Genomic DNA, 20663 nt, shown 5'->3' with positions numbered 1-20663 from the left:
ATGAGCGACAAGAAACTCGACCTGGGCAGCTGGGTCAACGACGTGGTCCAGCACCTGCTGGACAACTACAGCGGCGCCTTCGACAGCGTCGGCAGCGTGGTCAGCGGCTTCTCCGAGGGCATCGAGACCCTGCTGATGCTGCCCCCGGCCTGGCTGCTGATCGCCATCTTCGTCGGCCTCGGCCTGTGGCGCATCGGCGCCCGCTTCGCCGCCTTCACCGCCGTGTCCTTCATCCTCATCGTCATGACCGGCTTCTGGGAGCAGACCGTGGTCACCCTCGGCCTGACCTTCTCCTCCACCCTGATCAGCCTGCTGCTGGGCATCCCCCTGGGCATCTGGGCCGCCCGCAGCGAGCGCGTCGCCACCATCGTCCGGCCGATCCTCGACTTCATGCAGACCATGCCGGCCTTCGTCTACCTGATCCCCGCCGCCATGCTCTTCGGCCTCGGCCGCGTGCCCGGCATCATCGCCACGGTGATCTTCGCCATGCCGCCGGCCGTGCGCCTGACCAACCTGGGCATCCGCCAGGTCAACAAGGAGATCGTCGAGGCCGGCCAGTCCTTCGGCTGCACCGGTCGCCAACTGCTGTTCAAGGTGCAGCTGCCCAACGCCATGCCCTCGATCATGGCCGGGGTCAACCAGACCATCATGATGGCCCTGTCGATGGTGATCATCGCCTCCATGGTCGGCGCCGGCGGCCTGGGCAACGACGTGCTGGCGAGCATCCAACGCCTGGATATCGGACTAGGCTTCGAGAGCGGCATGGCCGTGGTGCTGCTGGCCATCATCCTCGACCGCATCACCGAGAGTTTCGGCACCAAGCAGACCGCGCCACGCAGCAGCCTGATCAGCTGGGTGAACGCGCGCTTCCAGCGTCAGTGAGCGCCTCACCTTTTTCCATTCATACAGGGAGTCATTAATGAAGAAGTTGCAGAGCATCGCCGGCCTCGGCCTTCTATCTTGCGTCATGGCCCAAGCGGCCTGGGCCCAGGAGCCGGAAAGCTGCAAGCAGGTGCGTTTCGCCGAGATCGGCTGGGCCGACATCGCCGCCACCACCGGCGTGGCCATGACCCTGAGCGAGGGTCTGGGCTACAAGCCGAGCAAGATCCTGGCCTCGGTGCCCATCGCCTTCACCGGGGTGAAGAACAACCAGATCGACGTCTTCCTCGGCTACTGGGCCCCCTCGATGGATGCGGTGATCGAGCCCTTCACCAAGGACGGCGGCGTCAAGGTGCTACCCACGCCCAACCTGGAAGGCGCCAAGTACACCCTGGCGGTGCCGACCTACGCCGCCGAAGCCGGCCTCAAGAGCTTCCAGGACATCGCCAAGTTCAAGGACCAGCTCGGCGGCAAGATCTACGGCATCGAGCCGGGCAACGACGGCAACCTGCTGATCGAGCAGATGATCAAGGGCGACCAGTTCGGTCTCGGCGGCTTCCGCATGGTCGAGTCCAGCGAGGCCGGCATGCTGGTCCAGGTGCAGCGCGCGGTGAAGAAGAAGGAGCCGGTGGTGTTCCTCGGCTGGGCCCCGCACCCGATGAACACCCAGTACGACATCACCTACCTGTCCGGTGGCGATGAGGTGTTCGGCCCGGACTTCGGCGCCGCCAAGGTCTACACCGTGGTACCACCGGACTACGAGGCCCGCTGCGCCAACGTCGGCAAGCTGCTGAACAACCTGCAGTTCAGCGTCGAGATCGAGAGCCAGCTGATGGAGAAGGTGCTGGAGAAACAGGACCCGGCCGAGGTCGCGAAGAACTGGATCAAGGCCAACCCGCAGATGCTCGACAAGTGGCTGGCCGGGGTCACCACCTACGACGGCCAGGACGGCATCGCCGCCGTGAAGAAACACGTCGGCCTCTAACCGGCCGAAGGAACCTGACCCGCTCGACCACCGGGCGGGCCAGGGCAAACCGCGGCGCCATCCGCCGCTTGCCTGCAACCCCCCTAGAGCCAGCGATTCGCCTCGCGGCTCGCGTACCAGCCGTCCTGCCAGTGCAGTCCGGCCGGCGCAGTACCCGTACTCAGAACGAGCCAGTAACACCAACAAGAACTGCAACTCACCCTGACGGAGTTACACCTATGCGCAAACTCAAGACCCTTACCCAAGGCCTCGCCGCCGCCCTGGCGCTCGGCATGACCACTGCCATGGCCGCGGACAAACCCACCCTGACCTTCGGTTTCGTCAACGGCTGGGACGATAGCGTCGCCACCAGCTACCTCGCCGCCGAAGTCCTGGAAAGCAAGCTCGGCTACGATGTCGAGCTCAAGCCCCTCGAACCCGCCATCATGTGGCAGGGCGTCGGCCGCGGCGATATCGACGGCCTGCTCTCCGCCTGGCTGCCGGTCACCCACGGCGAGTACCTGACCAAGGTTCAAGACAAGATCGAGATCCTCGGCACCAACTACAACGATGCCAAGATCGGCCTGGTGGTACCCGACTACGTCGAAGCCAAGAGCATCGATGAGCTGAACAAGACCAAGGACGCCTACGGCGGCAAGATCACCGGTATCGACGCCGGCGCCGGCGTGATGCGCCGCACCGAGGAAGCCGTCGAGAAGTACGGCCTCGACTTCAAGCTGATGCCCAGCTCCGGCCCGGCCATGGCCACCGCCCTGGCCCGCGCCATCAAGAAGAACGAAGCCATCGTGGTGCCCGGCTGGGTACCGCACTGGATGTTCGCCAAGTGGAAGCTGCGCTTCCTCGAAGACCCGAAAGGGGTCTATGGCGACGCCGAGCGCGTCGACACCGTGGTCCATCCCAGCCTGAACACCAAGGCTCCGGAAGCCGTGGCCTTCCTCAAGAAGTTCTCCTGGACCAGCGAGGAGATCGGTTCGGTGATGCTGGCCATCCGCGACGGCGCCAAGCCGGAAGACGCGGCCAAGGACTGGGTCGCCAAGAACCCCGAGCGGGTCGACAGCTGGCTGAAATAAGCCCTCTCCGGCACCAACAGAAAGCGGGCTACGGCCCGCTTTCTCGTGTCCGGGACCACGACCGAGCGCCGTCCCGGGCATGCCCCGCACCGACAACTCGCCGCGCGAACGGCATAATTGATTGATCGGCCAATAAAAACCGCCCTAGACTGCGCCCAATCCCGGGAACCGCCAATCGTTGGAGACACCGATGCCCAAGGTTGGAATGCAGCCAATCCGTCGCTCGCAGCTGATCGCCGCCACCCTCGAAGCCGTCGACCAGGTCGGCATGAGCGAGGCCAGCATCGCCTATATCGCCCGCCTGGCCGGCGTATCGAACGGCATCATCAGCCACTACTTCCAGGACAAGAACGGCCTGCTCGCCGCGACCATGCGCCACCTGATGCAGGCCCTGAGCCAGGCCTCGCGCGCGCGCCGCGCGGCGCTCGAGGAAGACAGCCCGCGCGCCCAGCTGCGGGCGATCATCGACAGCAACTTCGACGCCAGCCAGGTCAACGGCCCGGCCATGAAGACCTGGCTGGCCTTCTGGGCCGCCAGCATGCACCACCCCGCCCTGCGCCGCCTGCAGCGGATCAACGACCATCGCCTGTACTCCAACCTGTGCGGCCAGTTCCTGCGCGCCCTGCCGCAGCAACAGTCCCGTGCCGCCGCTCGCGGCCTGGCCGCGCTGATCGACGGTCTGTGGCTGCGCGGCGCCCTGTCCGGCGGTGCCTTCGACACCCAGCAGGCCGTGCAGATCGCCTACGACTACCTCGACCTGCAACTGGCCAAGGCCGAGCGCACGACAGCCCCGCGCGAGCGCACCCTCGACGCCACCGCGCGCTGATCTCTCCAGCCCGTCCAGCACGGGCGTGCTGCCGCCGCCAACCCGCCGCTCTTCGGCCATCGAGATGACCTGCGTCGTCGCATTCGGCGCAGGCCTTGTCGTTCCCGAATATTTTTATTGATTGAACATTCAATAAAAATAACCTAGTCTGGCTTCCACCTTCACGACCGGCCAAGCCGGTCGGGGCGCAGAAAGACCGCCCGCTTTGCGTAAACGATCATCAAAGAGGATTCCGCCATGGCCCGATTCGACGAACAGAAACTCTATATCGGAGGTCGCTACGTCGACTCGAGCAGCGGCACCCGCTTCGAAACCGTCAATCCGGCCAACGGCGAGGTGCTGGCCCAGGTGCAGCGCGCCGGCAAGGACGACGTCGAGCGCGCCGTCGCCAGTGCGACCGAGGGGCAGAAGGTCTGGGCGGCGATGACCGCCATGCAGCGCTCGCGCATCCTGCGCAAGGCGGTGGATATTCTCCGCGCGCGCAACGACGAGCTGGCCCTGCTGGAGACCCTCGACACCGGCAAGCCGCTGTCGGAGACCCAGGCGGTGGACATCGTCACCGGCGCCGACGTGCTGGAGTACTACGCCGGCCTGATCCCGGCCCTGGAAGGCCAGCAGATTCCGCTGCGCGAGTCGTCCTTCGTCTACACCCGCCGCGAGCCCCTGGGCGTGGTCGCCGGCATCGGCGCCTGGAACTACCCGATCCAGATCGCCCTGTGGAAATCCGCCCCGGCCCTGGCCGCCGGCAACGCGATGATCTTCAAGCCCAGCGAGGTGACCCCGCTGTCGGTGCTCAAGCTGGCCGAGATCTACACCGAGGCCGGCCTGCCGGACGGCGTGTTCAACGTGCTCACCGGCAGCGGCCGCGAAGTCGGCCAGTGGCTCACCGAGCACCCGGGCATCGCCAAGATCTCCTTCACCGGCGGCACCAGCACCGGCAAGAAGGTCATGGCCAGCGCCTCCGGCTCGACCCTCAAGGACGTGACCATGGAGCTGGGCGGCAAGTCGCCGCTGATCGTCTTCGACGACGCCGACCTCGACCGCGCCGCCGACATCGCCATGATGGCCAACTTCTACAGCTCCGGTCAGGTCTGCACCAACGGCACCCGGGTGTTCATCCCGCGCCAACTGCAGGCGAGTTTCGAGGCCAAGGTGCTGGAGCGGGTGCAGCGCATCCGCCTGGGCAACCCGGAAGATGCCGCCACCAACTTCGGCCCGCTGGTCAGCTTCGCTCACATGGAAAGCGTGCTGAGCTACATCGAAGCCGGCCGCAAGGAAGGCGCGCGCCTGCTCTGCGGCGGCCAGCGCGTGACCGAGGGCGCCTACGCCCAGGGGGCCTATGTCGCCCCGACCGTGTTCAGCGACTGCACCGATGCCATGACCATAGTTCGCGAGGAAATCTTCGGCCCGGTCATGAGCATCCTCGCCTACGACAGCGAAGAGGAAGTGATCCGCCGCGCCAACGACACCGAATACGGCCTGGCCGCCGGCCTGGTCACTCGCGATCTGGCCCGTGCCCACCGGGTCATCCACCAGCTGCAGGCCGGCATCTGCTGGATCAACGCGTGGGGCGAGTCGCCGGCGGAAATGCCGGTGGGCGGCTACAAGCAGTCCGGCGTCGGCCGCGAGAACGGCGTGGCGACCCTCGAGCACTACACCCAGGTCAAGTCGGTGCAGGTGGAGCTGGGCGAGTACGCCTCGGTGTTCTGAACCCGTCGGGTGGACCGGCCGCGCACCGGCCTGGTCCACCGCTCAACTGCAGATCCGCCCCGGTGGCTGAGGGCTTCGCCTGGTCCACCCTACGCAGGAAGGTTCCATGTCCCAAGAATTCGACTACATCATCATCGGCGCCGGCTCGGCCGGCAACGTACTGGCCACCCGCCTGACCGAGGATGCCGACGTCAGCGTGCTGCTGCTGGAGGCCGGCGGCCCCGACCACCGCCTCGACTTCCGTACCCAGATGCCCGCCGCCCTGGCCTTTCCCCTGCAAGGCCGGCGCTACAACTGGGCCTACGAGACCGAACCCGAGCCGCACATGAACAACCGCCGCATGGAGTGTGGCCGCGGCAAGGGCCTGGGCGGCTCCTCGCTGATCAACGGCATGTGCTACATCCGCGGCAACGCCATGGACTACGACGGCTGGGCCAAGCTCGAGGGCCTGGAGGACTGGAGCTACCTGGACTGCCTGCCCTATTTCCGCAAGGCCGAGACCCGCGACATCGGGCCCAACGCCTATCACGGCGGCGACGGCCCTGTGTCGGTAACGACTCCTAAAAACGGCAACAACCCGCTGTTCCAGGCCATGCTCGAGGCCGGGGTGCAGGCCGGCTACCCGCGCACCGACGACCTCAACGGCTACCAGCAGGAAGGCTTCGGCCCGATGGACCGCACCGTGACCCCCCGGGGCCGGCGCGCCAGCACCGCCCGCGGCTACCTGGACCAAGCCCGCGGCCGCCCCAACCTGACCATCGTCACCCATGCCCTCACCGACCGCATCCTGTTCAGCGGCAAGCGCGCCATCGGCGTCGCCTACCTCAAGGGCAACGGCAACACCCCGACGACCGTGCATGCCCGCCGCGAAGTGCTGCTGTGCAGCGGCGCCATCGCCTCGCCGCAGATCCTCCAGCGTTCCGGGGTCGGCCCCGGCGCCCTGCTGCGCGACCTGAACATCCCCCTGGTGCACGAACTGCCCGGGGTCGGCCAGAACCTCCAGGACCACCTGGAGATGTACCTGCAGTACGCCTGCAAACAGCCGGTTTCCCTGTACCCGGCGCTGCAGTGGTGGAACCAGCCGAAGATCGGCGCCGAATGGATGTTCCTCGGCCGGGGCACCGGCGCCAGCAACCAGTTCGAGGCCGGCGGCTTCATCCGCACCCGCGAAGAATTCGCGTGGCCGAACATCCAGTACCACTTCCTGCCGGTGGCGATCAATTACAACGGCAGCAACGCGGTCAAGGAGCACGGCTTCCAGGCCCACGTCGGCTCCATGCGCTCCCCCAGCCGCGGCCGCGTGCACCTCAAGTCCAGGGACCCGCGCGAGCATCCGAGCATCCTGTTCAACTACATGTCCACCGAGCAGGACTGGCAGGAATTCCGCGACGGCATCCGCATCACCCGCGAGATCATGGCGCAGGCCGCCCTCGATCCCTACCGCGGCCGCGAGCTGAGCCCCGGCGTCGACGTGAAGAGCGATGCCGAGCTGGACGAATTCGTCCGCCAGCACGCCGAGACCGCCTTCCACCCCTCCTGCTCCTGCAAGATGGGCGAGGACGACATGGCGGTGGTCGACGGCCAGGGCCGGGTGCACGGCCTGGAAGGCCTGCGGGTGGTCGACGCCTCGATCATGCCGATCATCACCACCGGCAATCTCAACGCCCCGACCATCATGATGGCCGAGAAGATCGCCGACCGGATCCGCGGTCGCACGCCGCTGCCGCGCAGCACCGCCCCCTACTACGTGGCGGGCGGCGCCCCGGTGCGCCGCGTGGCGCAGCGCTAGCCCCCCAAGGGACACCCGTGGCGCTGCCGCCTCCCGAGGGGAGCGCGCGGCGCCGCCAGAACTCACAGTCACAGCAACCCACACAGGCACGCACTATCGATATCACCTCACGGCCGCCATGCCTTGCGCGCCGGGTTACAACTAACTGAACTGGATTCTAATAAGAGAGGGCCCAACCCAAATGCAGTCAGGAAAGATCGTCGTCGAGAACCTGTACAAGGTCTTCGGCCAAAACCCAGAAGAAGCCATCGACCTGCTCAAGCAGGGCTGGAGCAAGGACAAGATACTCGCCGAGAAAGGCGCGGTGATCGGCGTCAGCGATGTGTCGTTCAGCGTCGAGGAGGGCGAGATCTTCGTCCTCATGGGCCTCTCCGGCTCGGGCAAGTCCACCCTGATCCGTCTGATCAACCGCCTCATCGAGCCGTCCGCCGGCAATGTCTATATCGACGGCCAGAACGTCGCCAAGATGGCCAAGTCCGAGCTGGTCGACCTGCGCCGCCGCGACATGAGCATGGTCTTCCAGTCCTTCGCCCTGATGCCCTCGCGCAGCGTGCTGGACAACGCCGCCTTCGGCCTGGAAGTGGCCGGGGTCGGCCGCAAGGAACGCGAGAAGCGCGCCATGGAGGTGCTCAAGCAGGTCGGCCTGGACACCTTCGCCCACAAGTACCCCAACCAGCTCTCCGGCGGCATGCAGCAGCGCGTCGGCCTGGCCCGCGCCCTGGCCGTGGACCCCTCGATCATGATCATGGACGAGGCCTTCTCCGCCCTCGACCCGCTCAAGCGCCGCGAGATGCAGGACGTGCTGCTGGAGCTGCAGAAGGAACACCGCCGCACCATCATCTTCGTCTCCCACGACATCGAGGAGGCCATGCGCATCGGCTCGCGCATCGGCATCATGGAGGGCGGCAAGCTGATCCAGGTCGGCACCCCCCAGGAGCTGGTCGACAACCCGGCCAACGACTACGTGCGCAACTTCTTCGACACTGTCGACACCAACCGCTACCTCACCGCCGGCCAGCTCAAGGCCGACAGCGTGCCGGTCTACGTGAACAACGGCGTGGCGCCCTGCGCCCTGACCGTGTGCCAGGAGTTGCAGGCCCAGGACAAGCACTACGCCTTCGTGGTCGATCAGGACAAGCGCTTCACCGGCTCCATCAGCCTGGAGAAGATCGCCCTGATGACCGAGGGCGGCAACTCGATCAAGCTGAGCAAGGACGTGCTCAAACCCGTCGTCCCGGTGCCGGAGGACATGCCCCTGGACCAGGTGATCGAGCGCCTGGTGGACAACGAGGGCCCCATTCCGGTGGTCGACGCCAACGGCTTCTACAGCGGCGCCATCAGCAAGGGCCGCCTGCTGAACCGCCTGCAGGGAGAATGACATGAGCGACAAGAAACTCGACCTGGGCAGCTGGGTCAACGACGTGGTCCAGCACCTGCTGGACAACTACAGCGGCGCCTTCGACAGCGTCGGCAGCGTGGTCAGCGGCTTCTCCGAGGGCATCGAGACCCTGCTGATGCTGCCCCCGGCCTGGCTGCTGATCGCCATCTTCGTCGGCCTCGGCCTGTGGCGCATCGGCGCCCGCTTCGCCGCCTTCACCGCCGTGTCCTTCATCCTCATCGTCATGACCGGCTTCTGGGAGCAGACCGTGGTCACCCTCGGCCTGACCTTCTCCTCCACCCTGATCAGCCTGCTGCTGGGCATCCCCCTGGGCATCTGGGCCGCCCGCAGCGAGCGCGTCGCCACCATCGTCCGGCCGATCCTCGACTTCATGCAGACCATGCCGGCCTTCGTCTACCTGATCCCCGCCGCCATGCTCTTCGGCCTCGGCCGCGTGCCCGGCATCATCGCCACGGTGATCTTCGCCATGCCGCCGGCCGTGCGCCTGACCAACCTGGGCATCCGCCAGGTCAACAAGGAGATCGTCGAGGCCGGCCAGTCCTTCGGCTGCACCGGTCGCCAGCTGCTGTTCAAGGTGCAGCTGCCCAACGCCATGCCCTCGATCATGGCCGGGGTCAACCAGACCATCATGATGGCCCTGTCGATGGTGATCATCGCCTCCATGGTCGGCGCCGGCGGCCTGGGCAACGACGTGCTGGCGAGCATCCAACGCCTGGATATCGGGCTAGGCTTCGAGAGCGGCATGGCCGTGGTGCTGCTGGCCATCATCCTCGACCGCATCACCGAGAGTTTCGGCACCAAGCAGACCGCGCCCCGCGGCGGCCTGATCAGCTGGGTGAACGCGCGCTTCCAGCGCCAGTGAACCTGAACCCACCATTCCAACGACACAGGGAGTCACCCATGAAGAAACTCAAGACAGCCGCAGGCATGGGCCTGCTGTCCTGCGCACTGATCCAGGGCGCCTGGGCCCAGGAACCGGAAAGCTGCAAGCAGGTGCGCTTCGCCGAGATCGGCTGGGCCGACATCGCCGCCACCACCGGCGTCGCCATGACCCTGACCGAGGGCCTGGGCTACAAGCCGCGTAAGATCATGGCTTCGGTGCCCATCGCCTTCACCGGGGTGAAGAACAGTCAGATCGACGTCTTCCTCGGCTACTGGGCCCCCTCGATGGACTCGGTGATCGAGCCCTTCACCAAGGACGGCGGCGTCAAGGTGCTACCCACGCCCAACCTGGAAGGCGCCAAGTACACCCTGGCGGTGCCGACCTACGCCGCCGAAGCCGGCCTCAAGAGCTTCCAGGACATCGCCAAGTTCAAGGACCAGCTCGGCGGCAAGATCTACGGCATCGAGCCGGGCAACGACGGCAACCTGCTGATCGAGCAGATGATCAAGGGCGACCAGTTCGGCCTCGGCGGCTTCCGCATGGTCGAGTCCAGCGAGGCCGGCATGCTGGTCCAGGTGCAGCGCGCGGTGAAGAAGAAGGAGCCGGTGGTGTTCCTCGGCTGGGCCCCGCACCCGATGAACACCCAGTACGACATCACCTACCTGTCCGGTGGCGATGAGGTGTTCGGCCCGGACTTCGGCGCCGCCAAGGTCTACACCGTGGTACCGCCGGACTACGAGGCCCGCTGCGCCAACGTCGGCAAGCTGCTGAACAACCTGCAGTTCAGCGTCGAAGTCGAGAGCCAGCTGATGGAGAAGGTGCTGGAGAAACAGGACCCGGCCGAGGTCGCGAAGAACTGGATCAAGGCCAACCCGCAGATGCTCGACAAGTGGCTGGCCGGGGTCACCACCTACGACGGTCAGGACGGCGTCGCCGCCGTGAAGAAACACGTCGGCCTCTAAGGCGACGTCCCCGGAACGCCGCCCGAGCGGGCGGCGTTCTCGTTTCCGCGCAACAGCCCCCGCCCGTACGCCCGACGGCCCTTGCCCGTCCCCCCACCATCGGCAATGATGAACACCCTCCCGGGTCGTCTCTTCCCGCCACCACGCCCCCACGCCGGGCCACGTGAAAGGAACCGCCGCATGCACGAGGCCTTTGCCGCCCTCAAACGCCACTTCGCCGCCTTGCACTGCGACGCCGAGCACTGGTCGCTGCGTTACGTGCGCCAGGACCATCGGCAGCTGGCGGTACGCAAGCAGATCGCCGAGCCGCCGCGCTTCTGCCGCGACGAAGGGGCGATGCTCTGCGCACGGCTGGCCGGGGTCGAGGCCTATGCGGCGACCAGCGACCTGTCGCGCCCGGGGCTGCAGGCCGCCCTCGACCAGGCGACCGCGCTGGCCCGGCGCATCGCCCCCTGCGCCCTGCTCGACCAGCGCACCCTGGCGCCCTCCGGCGCCCGCGGCGAGTACCGCTCGCCGGGCTTCGAGCGCCCCTTCCCCACACTCGCCGAGTGCTACCAGCTGCTGACCGCCGAATCGGCCGCGGTGCCCGCCGACCCGCGCCTGGTCAACTGGCGGGTCGCTCTGCACATCAGCGAGGTCGAGCAGCTCTACCTGAACAACGCCGGCGCCGAGCTGAGTTCGGCCCAGCGCTTCGTCTACCCGCACCTGGGCGTCACCGCCTACGACGGCCACGACAGCCAGACCCGCCACCTCGGCGGCGCCCACCTCGGCCAGCAGGGCGGCGCCGAGGTCATCGAGCGCCTCGGCCTGGTCGGCGCCGCCCCCCGGGTCGCCGAGCAGGCCCTGCAGCTGCTGCTGGCGCCCAACACACCGACGGGGCCGCGCGACCTGCTGTTGCTGCCCGACCAGATGATCCTGCAGCTGCACGAGTCCATCGGCCACCCCCTGGAGCTGGACCGCATCCTCGGCGACGAGCGCAACTTCGCCGGTACCAGCTTCGTCAGGCCCGAGGACTTCGGCCGCCTGCAATACGGCTCCAGGCTGCTCAACGTGACCTTCGACCCCACGCTGCCCGAGGAACTGGCCAGCTACGCCTTCGACGACGACGGCAGCCCGGTGCGCAAGGCGTTCCTGATCCGCGACGGCCTGCTGCTGCGCCCACTGGGCGGCGCCCTGTCGCAGCTGCGCAGCGGCCTGCCGGGGGTGGCGGGCAGCCGCGCCAGCAGCTGGAACCGCCCGCCCATCGACCGCATGGCCAATCTCAATATCGAACCGGGCGAACACAGCCTGGCGCAGCTGATCGGCGGCATCGAGCACGGCATCCTGATGGCCAGCAACAGGTCCTGGTCCATCGACGACGCGCGCAACAAGTTCCAGTTCGGCTGCGAATGGGGCCAGCTGATCGAGCAGGGCGAGCTGCGCGGGGTGGTCAAGAACCCCAATTACCGCGGCATCTCCAGCCAGTTCTGGAAGTCCCTCACGGCCGTCGGCGACGCCAGCACCCGGGAGGTGCTCGGCACCCCGCACTGCGGCAAGGGCGAGCCGAACCAGGTGGTGCGCGTCGGCCATGCCACCCCCGCCTGCGTGTTCGCCGCGGTCGACGTCTTCGGCGGGGCCTCCTGATGAACCAGGCCCTCGCGCAATTCCAGGCCCTGGCCCAGTGGCTGGGCGATGCCCTGGCGCCGGGCGAGGACTTCAGCCTCGGCTACGCCGCCGAGCAGTCCGATTTCGTCCGCTTCAACCAGGCCAGGGTGCGCCAGGCCGGCCAGGTGCGGCAGGCCAGCCTGGAGCTGCAACTGATCCAGGGCGGCCGCCACGCCGAACAACAGCTCACCCTGAGCGGTGTGCTGGCGGAGGACCGCCGACGCCTGGCCGACGCCGTGCAACGGCTGCGCGCCCTCCTGCCGCTGCTGCCGGCCGACCCCTACCTGCAGTTCAATCGCGAGCCCTGGCAGAGCCATAGCCTGCAGCTCGAGGCGTTGCCGGACTGCGCCCAGGTGGTCGAGCAGGTCGCCCGCGAGGCGGCCGGCCTGGACCTGGTCGGTTTCTATGCCGCCGGTCCCATCGGCCGCGGCTTCGCCAGCTCCAGCGGCGCCTTCGGCTGGCATCAGGCGAGCAGCTTCAACCTCGACTGGAGCCTGTTCCACGACAACGGCCAGGCGGTCAAGGCGCAGTACGCCGGCCAGCACTGGCAGGCCGAGGCCTTCGCCACACGCCTGGCCCAGGCCCGCGAGCAGCTGACCTACCTGGGCCTGCCGGCGCGCAGCCTGGCGCCCGGCGACTACCGCGCCTATCTGGCGCCCGCCGCCCTGCAGGAGGTCCTGGAACTGCTCGGCTGGGGCGGTTTCTCCGCCCAGGCCCTGGCCGAAAAGGACAGCCCCTTGCAGCGCCTGCACAGCGGCGAGGCCCGGCTCAGCCCCCTGGTGCACCTGCAGGAGCAGGTCACCGGCTCGCTGCTGCCCGGCTTCTCCAGCGAAGGCTATCCGCGTCGCGACCTGCAGCTGATCCGCGCCGGGCAACCCGGGGAGCAGCTGGTCAGCGCCCGCAGCGCCGCCGAATACGGCCTGCCGGCCAATGGCGCCAGCCCTTGGGAGGCCCCCGGGGCCCTGGTGATGGCCGGAGGCGAGCTGGCCCAGGCGCAGGTTCTCGAGCGCCTCGACCGCGGCCTGTATATCGGCAACCTGTGGTACCTCAACTACTCCGACCGACCGGCCGCGCGCATCACCGGCATGACCCGCTTCGCCAGCTTCTGGGTCGAGGACGGGCGCATCCAGGCGCCGCTGGCCAGCATGCGTTTCGACGACAGCCTCTATCGCCTGCTCGGCAGCCGCCTCGAGGCACTGACCCGCGAGCGCGAGCTGAGCCTGGCCACCGGCACCTACCAGCAGCGCCACAACGGCTCGACCCTGCTGCCCGGCGCCCTGCTCGACAGCCTGACCCTGACCCTCTAGGGCCGCCGTCGCACCGCGCCTAGCCGGCCGCGCCTGTTACACTGCGCGTCATTTCGCTCCTATCGGGTCTCTACCGTGACATCCACCGCCTTCAACGCCCTGCCGCTGTCCGCCGCCATGCTGGCCAACCTCGAGTCCCTCGGTTACGCGCAGATGACGCCGATCCAGGCCCGCAGCCTGCCGGTGATGCTCAAGGGCCAGGATCTGATCGCCCAGGCCAAGACCGGCAGCGGCAAGACCGCGGCCTTCGGCATCGGCCTGCTGCATCCGCTCAATGCGCGCTATTTCGGTTGCCAGGCCCTGGTGCTGTGCCCGACCCGCGAGCTGGCCGACCAGGTGGCCAAGGAGATCCGCCGCCTGGCCCGCGCCGGCGACAACATCAAGGTGCTGACCCTGTGCGGCGGCGTGCCCCTGGGCCCGCAGATCGGCTCCCTGGAGCACGGCGCGCAGATCATCGTCGGCACCCCGGGACGGGTGCAACAGCATCTGGACAAGGGCAGCCTGAAGCTCGACGGCCTCAACACCCTGGTCCTCGACGAGGCCGACCGCATGCTCGACATGGGCTTCTACGACAGCATCGCCGCGATCATCGAGCAGACCCCGAGCCGCCGCCAGACCCTGCTGTTCTCCGCCACCTACCCGGCCGGCATCGAACAGCTGGCCGCCCGCTTCATGCGCGCGCCGCAGCGGGTCGAGGTCGAGGCCCTGCACGACGACAGCCAGATCGGACAGCGCTTCTACGAGATCGCCCCGGAGCAGCGCCTGGATGCGGTGGTCAGGCTGCTGGCCAGCCTGCGACCGCAGTCCTGCGTGGCCTTCTGCTTCACCAAGCAGCAGTGCCAGGCGCTGGTCGAACACCTGACGGCCAACGGCATCTGCGCCGCCGCGCTGCACGGCGACCTGGAGCAGCGCGATCGCGACCAGGTGCTGGCGATGTTCGCCAACCGCAGCCTGTCGGTACTGGTGGCCACCGACGTGGCCGCCCGCGGCCTGGACGTCGAGGGCCTGGACCTGGTGATCAACGTCGAGCTGGCCCGCGACTCCGAGACCCATATCCACCGCGTCGGCCGCACCGGCCGCGCCGGCGCCAAGGGCCTGGCGGTGAGCCTGGTGGCCCCGGCCGAGGCGCACCGCGCGCGGGCCATCGAGGAGCTGCAGCAGGGCGCCCTGAGCTGGCAGCCGCTGGACGGCCTGAAGCCGCAAGCCGGCGAACCGCTGCAGCCGCCGATGGTCACCCTGTGCATCGCCGCCGGACGCAAGGACAAGCTGCGCCCCGGCGACATCCTCGGCGCCCTCACCGGCGAGGCCGGGATTCCCGGCGCCCAGGTCGGCAAGATCGTCATCTTCGACTTCCAGGCCCTGGTCGCGGTGGAGCGCGGCATCGCCAAGCAGGCGCTCAAGCGCCTGAACGAGGGCAAGGTCAAGGGCCGCTCCGTGCGCGTGCGCGTGCTCTGAGCCAGACCGACAGGAGGACGAGACGGTGCGCAACATCCTGGTCATCGAAGACAGCCCCCTGGTGCTGAAGATTCTCGACCACCTGTTCCGCCAGGAGCCGGATCTGCAGCCGCTGTTCTGCGCCTCCCTGGCCGAGGCCGAGGTCATGCTGGAGGCCTCCGCCGAGCTGTTCTTCGCCGCCATCGTCGACCTGCACCTGCCCGATGCCCCCAACGGCGAGAGCGTCGACCTGGTGATGCGTCACCGTCTGCCGTGCATCGTCCTGAGCGGCTCCTACAACGAGCAGCGGCGCGACGAGCTGCTGCTCAAGGGCGTGGTCGACTACGTGCTCAAGGAGAGCCAGCACTCCTACGAATACGCCTTCCGCCTGCTGCACCGCCTGGAAAGCAACAGCCAGGTGAAGATCCTCATCGCCGAGGACTCCGATGCCACCCGCCACTACATCCGCCACGTGCTGACGCCCCATCGCTTCCAGCTGCTCGACGCCCGCGACGGCGACGAGACCCTGCGCATCCTCCAGGAGCAGCCGGATATCGACCTGCTGGTGGTCGACCACAGCATGCCCGGCCTCAGCGGCTTCGAGCTGGTCAAGCTGCTGCGGCAGAAGCTGAAGCGCCACGAGCTGATCATCATCGGCCTGTCCGCCGACGCCAAGGGCTCGCTCAGCGCCATGTTCATCAAACACGGCGCCGACGACTTCCTGCGCAAGCCGTTCTGCCCGGAGGAGCTCAACTGCCGGGTCATCTCGACCCTGGAGCGCCGCGACCTGCTGCGCGCCCTCAAGCAGGCCGCGCAGTACGATGCCCTGACCGGCCTGAACAACCGCCGCGCCTTCTACGAGCAGGGTCTCAAGCAGCTGCAGCAGGCCCAGCGCAGCAACCAGCCCCTGAGCGTGGCCATGCTCGACCTGGACTTCTTCAAGCGCATCAACGACGAGCACGGCCACGCCAGCGGCGACAGCGCCCTGGTGGTGTTCGCCAGGGCCCTGGCGGAGGCCTTTCCCGATGCCCTGCTCGGTCGCCTCGGCGGCGAGGAGTTCGCCCTGCTCAGCCCGCTCGAGGATGCCGCCCTGGCCGCCGCCCTGGACCGCCTGCGCGAATGCTGCGCCGCTCTGCACTATGCCGCCGGCGCGCCGCCGCTGTCGTTCAGCGCCGGCGTGTACCAAGGCGAGCCGGCGGACCTGGAGACGCTGCTGCACCAGGCCGACCTGCGCCTGTACCAGGCCAAGCGCCAGGGCCGCGGTCGCAGCATCTGGCAATGAGGCAAGTGCGCCCTCAGAAGCCGTGGCGGCGCAGGACGGCGGCATAGCTGCCATCCTCGCGCATCGCCGCGATGGCCTGGTCGAAGGCCTCGGCGATGTGCTGGTGGTCGGGGCGCTCGAGGCTGACCAGAATATGCAGGCCGTTCTCGCTCAGCGGCTGCGGCACGAACTCCAACCCATCGCGGATATCGTGCAGCGTGCGCCCGAGGTGATGGCGCGCGACGAACTCGTCCTCCAGCATCAGGTCCACCCGCCCGGCGGAGACCATGCGGGCGCCGCTCTGGAAACTGCTGACGATGACCTTGGACAGCTGCCGGTCGTGATCGAACTCGTGGGAGTAGGCATAGTCGCGCATGACCGCGATGCGGTAGGGATAGAGGTCGGCGAGCCGCCGAAACTCCACCGCCTCGCCCTTGCGCCGCAGGAAACTGATGCGATTGACCAGGTAGGGACGGGAAAAATAGCCGAACCTGCTGCGCTCATCGCTGTACCAGGCGTTGATCAGCACATCGTAACGCCCCTGGCGCAGGCCCTTCACGGCCCGGGCCCAGGGCACCTCGGCGTAGTGCGTGGCATAACCGGCCTTGGCCAGCGCGGTACTGACCAGGTCCGACGCCAGGCCATTGTTGTGCAGACTGCTGTCATTGAACGGCGGCCAGGGGCTGGCCACCAGCCTAAGCGCCTCCGTGGCAGCGGCCGGCCAGCACAGCAAGGCAAACGACAAACACCAGACACGCAACCCGGTCATGACAAGCTGCCCAGAGTAAAGGATTGATCAATACTAGTCGGCGTTCACCATCGCGCCTATCTCAGGGGAGTCGAGCGCTGCACCGACAGCGACCCCCTGATGGCAAATTCGAGGATCCGCCTATGAACACCCTAGGATCGCTGCTAGGCCTCGGCCTGCTGACCTTCGCCTCGCTCGTCCAGGCCGCGGACGGGCTGGTGGCGCTGAAGAGCCCCCACAGCGCAGACCAGACCATGAACCGACTGGTGCAACAGGTCGGGCAGCGCGGCCTCAGCCAGTTCGCCCGCATCGACCACGCCGCCGGCGCCGCCAGAGTCGGCAGGCAGCTGCGCCCCACCGAACTGCTGATCTTCGGCAACCCCCAGGGCGGCACGCCGCTGCTGGAGTGCGCCCAGTCCGCCGGCATCGACCTGCCGCTCAAGGCGCTGGTCTGGGAGGATCAGGCGGCCCAGGTGTGGCTCGGCTACAACGACCCGACCCATATCGCCGCGCGCCATGGTGTCGCCGAGTGCCCGGCGGCGGCGCAGTTGCAACAGGCCCTGGCGGCCATCGCCGCCGCGGTCGTCGCCCCCTGAGCTCGGGACCACGCCGCCGGCCGCCATCGGGTAAGATGCGCGCTATTTGCTGCCGCGCGGGCGGCGCCTGTCGGCTTGTGAGGAAGTGGCTGTGCTTGTGACTGAAGTGGTGATAGTCGGCGCCGGTGCCGCCGGCTTGATGTGCGCCCTGACCGCCGCCGGGCGCGGGCGCCGGGTGCTGCTGCTGGACCACGCCAACAAGGCCGGCAAGAAGATCCTGATGTCCGGCGGCGGGCGCTGCAACTTCACCAATATGTACTGCGAGCCGGGCAACTTTCTCTCGGAGAACCCGCACTTCTGCAAGTCGGCCCTGGCCCGCTACAGCCAGTGGGACTTCATCGCCCTGGTGAGCAAGCACGGCGTGCCCCATCACGAGAAGAAGCTCGGCCAGCTGTTCTGCGACCACAAGTCCAGCGACATCCTCGAGATGCTGCTGGCCGAGTGCCGCGAGGCCGGCGTCGAGCTGCGCCTGAACACCTCGGTGGAGCAGATCGCCGCACTCGCCCCCGGCTACCGCCTGCACACCAGCGCCGGGCCGGTGAACTGCGAATCCCTGGTGATCGCCACCGGCGGCCTGTCGATCCCCACCCTGGGCGCCAGCGGCTTTGGCTACCAGGTGGCCCAGCAGTTCGGCCACCGCCTGCTGCCGACCCGCGCCGGCCTGGTGCCCTTCACCCTCACCGACCCGCAGCTCAAGGCCCTGTGCAGCGAGCTGTCCGGCACCTCGGTGGAGGACTGCCAGGTCAGCTGCAACGGCCAGAGCTTCCGCGAGAACATCCTGTTCACCCACCGCGGCCTGTCGGGCCCGGCGATCCTGCAGATCTCCTCCTACTGGCAGCCGGGTGACAGCATCGAGATCGACCTGCTGCCGCATATCGACCTGCCCGACTGGCTGGCCACCCAGCAGGCGGCGCGGCCGAACAGCGAACTCAGGACCCTGCTGGCCGAGCTCTTCACCAAAAAGATGGCCGGGCTGCTGGCCGACAGCTGGTTCGTCTCCAAGCCGATGAAGCAGTACAGCCCCGGCGAGCTCAAGGTGATCGCCGACAGGCTCGGCAACTGGCGCCTGGTGCCGGCCGGCACCGAGGGCTACCGCACCGCCGAGGTGACCCTGGGCGGCGTCGATACCCGCGAGGTGTCGTCCAAGACCCTGGAGTCGCTGAAGAGTCCGGGGTTGTATTTCATCGGCGAGGTGCTCGACGTCACCGGCCACCTCGGCGGCTTCAATTTCCAGTGGGCCTGGGCCTCGGGCTACGCGGCGGCGCAGTATGTCTGAGCCGTTGCCCCCCCGCCCCCCGTTCAAGGACCGATCCTGCGCATGACCCAAGACCAAGGCCTGATCTTCGCCATCCTCGCCGCCACCGTGGCGCTGTTCCTCTGGGGCCGCTGGCGCCACGACATCGTCGCCCTCGGCGCCCTGCTGGCCTGCGTGGTGACCGGCCTGGTGCCGGACCAGCAGGCCTTCGCCGGCTTCGGCCACCCGGCGGTGATCACCGTGGCCTGCGTGCTGGTGCTGAGCTTCGGCCTGCAGAGCACCGGTGCGGTGGATGCCCTGGCCCACCGCCTGTTGCCGGCCAACGCCGGGCCCATGCTGTCGATCGCCGCGCTGACCGGCTTCGGCGCCCTGCTCTCGGCCTTCATGAACAACGTCGGCGCCCTCGCCCTGTTGATGCCCATCGCCCTGCGCATCGCCAGCAAGCAGACCCTGCCCCCCGGCCGCGTGCTGATGCCGCTGGCCTTCGGCACCATCCTCGGCGGCATGACCACGCTGATCGGCACCCCGCCCAACCTGATCGTCTCCAGTTTTCGCGCACAGAGCGGCGCCGGCCCCTTCGCCATGTTCGACTTCAGCCCGGTGGGCGTCGCCGTGGCGCTGACCGGCGTGCTGTTCATCGCCCTGCTCGGCTGGCGCCTGGTGCCGCGCCGCGAAGTGGCCGGCGCCGCCAGCTTCGACACCGGCACCTATATCACCGAGGCGCGGGTTACCGAGGGCGCCAAGGCGGCGGGCAAGAGCCTGCGCGAGGTGGAGCAGCTGCTCGACGAGGCCGATGCCCAGGTGGTCGGCATGGTGCGTAACAAGCTGCGCCTGTCCGCCCCCAACCCCAGACGCATCCTGCAGGTCGACGACGTGCTGATGATCGAGGCCGAGCCCGAGGCCCTCGGCGACGTACTCGGCAAGCTCGGCCTGAAGCTGGAGGCCGCCAAGCCGCCCAAGGACGACAAGCACGCGGGGGAAGAGGCCCGCACTGGAACCAAGGGCGACGCCAAGAAAGACAAGGCAAAGAGCAATGACAAGAAAGACAGCAGCGACGACAGCGTATTACAGGAGCTGCTGGTACGCCCCGACTCGCAGCTGATCGGCCTGTCCGCCAGCGGCACCCGCCTGCGCAGTCGCTACAGCATCAACCTGCTGGCGATCTCGCGGCAGAGCCACCGCTCGATCAAGCGCCTGCGCTCGACCCTGATCGAGCGCGGCGACGTGCTGTTGATGCAGGGCGCGCCGGGCGATATCGCCGAGTTCGCCACCGACTACGCCTGCGTACCGCTGGCCGAGCGCGCCATCAGCATCCCCAATCCGGGCCAGGCTGGCCTGGCCGCCGGGGTGATGCTGCTGGCGGTGCTGGTCGCCGCCTTCGGCCTGCTGTCGGCGGCGGTGGCCTTCGCCGCCGGCGTGCTGGTGTTCATGGTCGCCCGGGTGGTGCCGCTACGCCTGCTCTACCAGTCCATCGACTGGCCGGTGATCGTCCTGCTCGGCGCCCTGATTCCGGTGGCCGGGGCCATGTCCGCCACGGGCGCGGCCGACCTGCTGGCGCGCCTGCTGATGGAACACCTGGCCCAGGGCAACCCGGTGGTGGTGCTGACCCTGCTGCTGGTGGTGACCATGACCCTCTCGGACTTCATGAACAACGCCGCCACCGCCGCGGTGATGTGCCAGATCGCCCTGAGCGCGGCCAGCCAGCTCGGGGTCAACCCCGACTCCCTGCTGATGGCGGTGGCGATCGGTGCCTCCTGCTCCTTCCTCACCCCCATAGGCCACCAGAACAACACCCTGATCCTCAGTCCCGGCGGCTTCCGCTTCGGCGACTACTGGCGCCTCGGCCTGCCGATGGAGATCATCGTGGTGGTGGTCAGCGTGCCCCTGCTGTTGCTGGTCTGGCCGCTGTAGCGCG

At 68.0% G+C, this 20663-nt stretch carries 17 protein-coding genes; 16 read left to right on the top strand and 1 reads right to left on the bottom strand.

Annotated features, from left to right (window positions below; genetic code table 11):
- The 13 genes from ACSX1C_RS17595 to ACSX1C_RS17535 all read left to right on the top strand — a co-directional run bounded on the left by ACSX1C_RS17595 (window position 1) and on the right by ACSX1C_RS17535 (window position 16170).
- Complete coding sequence (locus ACSX1C_RS17595; protein WP_439887224.1) at window positions 1–882, top strand: ABC transporter permease; 882 nt, start codon at window positions 1–3, stop codon at window positions 880–882.
- 37 nt (window positions 883–919) lie between these two features.
- Complete coding sequence (locus ACSX1C_RS17590; RefSeq protein ID WP_439887223.1) at window positions 920–1864, top strand: choline ABC transporter substrate-binding protein; 945 nt, start codon at window positions 920–922, stop codon at window positions 1862–1864.
- A 218-nt stretch (window positions 1865–2082) separates the two neighbouring features.
- Window positions 2083–2934 (top strand): glycine betaine ABC transporter substrate-binding protein, encoded by an 852-nt coding sequence (locus ACSX1C_RS17585; protein WP_439887222.1) that lies wholly within the window; start codon window positions 2083–2085, stop codon window positions 2932–2934.
- A gap of 190 nt (window positions 2935–3124) precedes the next feature.
- A complete protein-coding gene (betI, locus tag ACSX1C_RS17580) occupies window positions 3125–3760 on the top strand; it encodes a transcriptional regulator BetI (protein WP_439887221.1) in 636 nt (211 codons plus the stop codon).
- 237 nt (window positions 3761–3997) lie between these two features.
- On the top strand, window positions 3998–5470 hold the full coding sequence (betB, locus tag ACSX1C_RS17575) for a betaine-aldehyde dehydrogenase (protein ID WP_439887220.1): 1473 nt from the start codon (window positions 3998–4000) through the stop codon (window positions 5468–5470).
- Window positions 5471–5576: 106 nt separating this feature from the next.
- The gene (gene betA / locus ACSX1C_RS17570) at window positions 5577–7259 is read left to right on the top strand and encodes a choline dehydrogenase (RefSeq protein WP_439887219.1); all 1683 of its coding nucleotides are present in this window, start codon (window positions 5577–5579) and stop codon (window positions 7257–7259) included.
- Between the two features lie 181 nt (window positions 7260–7440).
- A complete protein-coding gene (locus tag ACSX1C_RS17565) occupies window positions 7441–8637 on the top strand; it encodes a quaternary amine ABC transporter ATP-binding protein (RefSeq protein WP_439887218.1) in 1197 nt (398 codons plus the stop codon).
- Between the two features lies 1 nt (window position 8638).
- Entirely contained in the window at window positions 8639–9520 is an 882-nt protein-coding gene (locus tag ACSX1C_RS17560) for an ABC transporter permease (protein ID WP_439887217.1), read from the top strand.
- A 38-nt stretch (window positions 9521–9558) separates the two neighbouring features.
- Entirely contained in the window at window positions 9559–10503 is a 945-nt protein-coding gene (locus ACSX1C_RS17555; RefSeq protein WP_439887216.1) for a choline ABC transporter substrate-binding protein, read from the top strand.
- A gap of 180 nt (window positions 10504–10683) precedes the next feature.
- A complete protein-coding gene (locus ACSX1C_RS17550; protein ID WP_439887215.1) occupies window positions 10684–12126 on the top strand; it encodes a TldD/PmbA family protein in 1443 nt (480 codons plus the stop codon).
- Window positions 12126–13454, top strand: a complete 1329-nt coding sequence (locus tag ACSX1C_RS17545) for a TldD/PmbA family protein (protein ID WP_439887214.1) — start codon at window positions 12126–12128, stop codon at window positions 13452–13454. Before ACSX1C_RS17550 ends, ACSX1C_RS17545 begins: the two co-directional genes overlap by 1 nt.
- A 75-nt stretch (window positions 13455–13529) precedes the next feature.
- A complete protein-coding gene (gene dbpA / locus ACSX1C_RS17540) occupies window positions 13530–14909 on the top strand; it encodes an ATP-dependent RNA helicase DbpA (RefSeq protein ID WP_439887213.1) in 1380 nt (459 codons plus the stop codon).
- A 25-nt stretch (window positions 14910–14934) separates the two neighbouring features.
- Window positions 14935–16170, top strand: a complete 1236-nt coding sequence (locus ACSX1C_RS17535; RefSeq protein ID WP_439887212.1) for a diguanylate cyclase domain-containing protein — start codon at window positions 14935–14937, stop codon at window positions 16168–16170.
- Window positions 16171–16183: 13 nt separating this feature from the next.
- On the opposite strand, the gene ACSX1C_RS17530 is transcribed toward ACSX1C_RS17535, so the two are convergent.
- The gene (locus ACSX1C_RS17530) at window positions 16184–16918 is read right to left on the bottom strand and encodes a substrate-binding periplasmic protein (RefSeq protein WP_439887211.1); all 735 of its coding nucleotides are present in this window, start codon (window positions 16916–16918) and stop codon (window positions 16184–16186) included.
- A 122-nt stretch (window positions 16919–17040) separates the two neighbouring features.
- Here ACSX1C_RS17530 and ACSX1C_RS17525 point away from each other — a divergent pair, with 122 nt between their 5' ends.
- The 3 genes from ACSX1C_RS17525 to ACSX1C_RS17515 all read left to right on the top strand — a co-directional run bounded on the left by ACSX1C_RS17525 (window position 17041) and on the right by ACSX1C_RS17515 (window position 20659).
- Window positions 17041–17493 carry a DUF302 domain-containing protein gene (locus ACSX1C_RS17525; protein WP_439887210.1) on the top strand — a complete coding sequence of 151 codons (453 nt, stop codon included), beginning with the start codon at window positions 17041–17043 and terminating at the stop codon, window positions 17491–17493.
- A 91-nt stretch (window positions 17494–17584) separates the two neighbouring features.
- Window positions 17585–18769 carry an NAD(P)/FAD-dependent oxidoreductase gene (locus ACSX1C_RS17520; protein ID WP_439887209.1) on the top strand — a complete coding sequence of 395 codons (1185 nt, stop codon included), beginning with the start codon at window positions 17585–17587 and terminating at the stop codon, window positions 18767–18769.
- A gap of 42 nt (window positions 18770–18811) precedes the next feature.
- Window positions 18812–20659 carry an SLC13 family permease gene (locus tag ACSX1C_RS17515; protein WP_439887208.1) on the top strand — a complete coding sequence of 616 codons (1848 nt, stop codon included), beginning with the start codon at window positions 18812–18814 and terminating at the stop codon, window positions 20657–20659.
- The last annotated feature ends 4 nt before the right edge of the window (window positions 20660–20663 follow it).

It is taken from the genome of Pseudomonas sp. MBLB4123, assembly GCF_051904775.1.
Lineage (GTDB): Bacteria > Pseudomonadota > Gammaproteobacteria > Pseudomonadales > Pseudomonadaceae > Aquipseudomonas > Aquipseudomonas benzenivorans_B.
Note: the sequence above shows the minus strand (reverse complement) of the source record. Positions and strands in the feature narration are given on the sequence as shown.

Bases quoted from the DNA above. Each gene is read 5' to 3' on its own strand.
- ACSX1C_RS17595 (WP_439887224.1), top strand. From the start codon at position 1: ATGAGCGACAAGAAACTCGACCTGGGCAGCTGGGTCAACGACGTGGTC.
- ACSX1C_RS17590 (WP_439887223.1), top strand. From the start codon at position 920: ATGAAGAAGTTGCAGAGCATCGCCGGCCTCGGCCTTCTATCTTGCGTC.
- ACSX1C_RS17585 (WP_439887222.1), top strand. From the start codon at position 2,083: ATGCGCAAACTCAAGACCCTTACCCAAGGCCTCGCCGCCGCCCTGGCG.
- betI (WP_439887221.1), top strand. From the start codon at position 3,125: ATGCCCAAGGTTGGAATGCAGCCAATCCGTCGCTCGCAGCTGATCGCC.
- betB (WP_439887220.1), top strand. From the start codon at position 3,998: ATGGCCCGATTCGACGAACAGAAACTCTATATCGGAGGTCGCTACGTC.
- betA (WP_439887219.1), top strand. From the start codon at position 5,577: ATGTCCCAAGAATTCGACTACATCATCATCGGCGCCGGCTCGGCCGGC.
- ACSX1C_RS17565 (WP_439887218.1), top strand. From the start codon at position 7,441: ATGCAGTCAGGAAAGATCGTCGTCGAGAACCTGTACAAGGTCTTCGGC.
- ACSX1C_RS17560 (WP_439887217.1), top strand. From the start codon at position 8,639: ATGAGCGACAAGAAACTCGACCTGGGCAGCTGGGTCAACGACGTGGTC.
- ACSX1C_RS17555 (WP_439887216.1), top strand. From the start codon at position 9,559: ATGAAGAAACTCAAGACAGCCGCAGGCATGGGCCTGCTGTCCTGCGCA.
- ACSX1C_RS17550 (WP_439887215.1), top strand. From the start codon at position 10,684: ATGCACGAGGCCTTTGCCGCCCTCAAACGCCACTTCGCCGCCTTGCAC.
- ACSX1C_RS17545 (WP_439887214.1), top strand. From the start codon at position 12,126: ATGAACCAGGCCCTCGCGCAATTCCAGGCCCTGGCCCAGTGGCTGGGC.
- ACSX1C_RS17530 (WP_439887211.1), bottom strand. From the start codon at position 16,918: ATGACCGGGTTGCGTGTCTGGTGTTTGTCGTTTGCCTTGCTGTGCTGG.
- ACSX1C_RS17525 (WP_439887210.1), top strand. From the start codon at position 17,041: ATGAACACCCTAGGATCGCTGCTAGGCCTCGGCCTGCTGACCTTCGCC.
- ACSX1C_RS17515 (WP_439887208.1), top strand. From the start codon at position 18,812: ATGACCCAAGACCAAGGCCTGATCTTCGCCATCCTCGCCGCCACCGTG.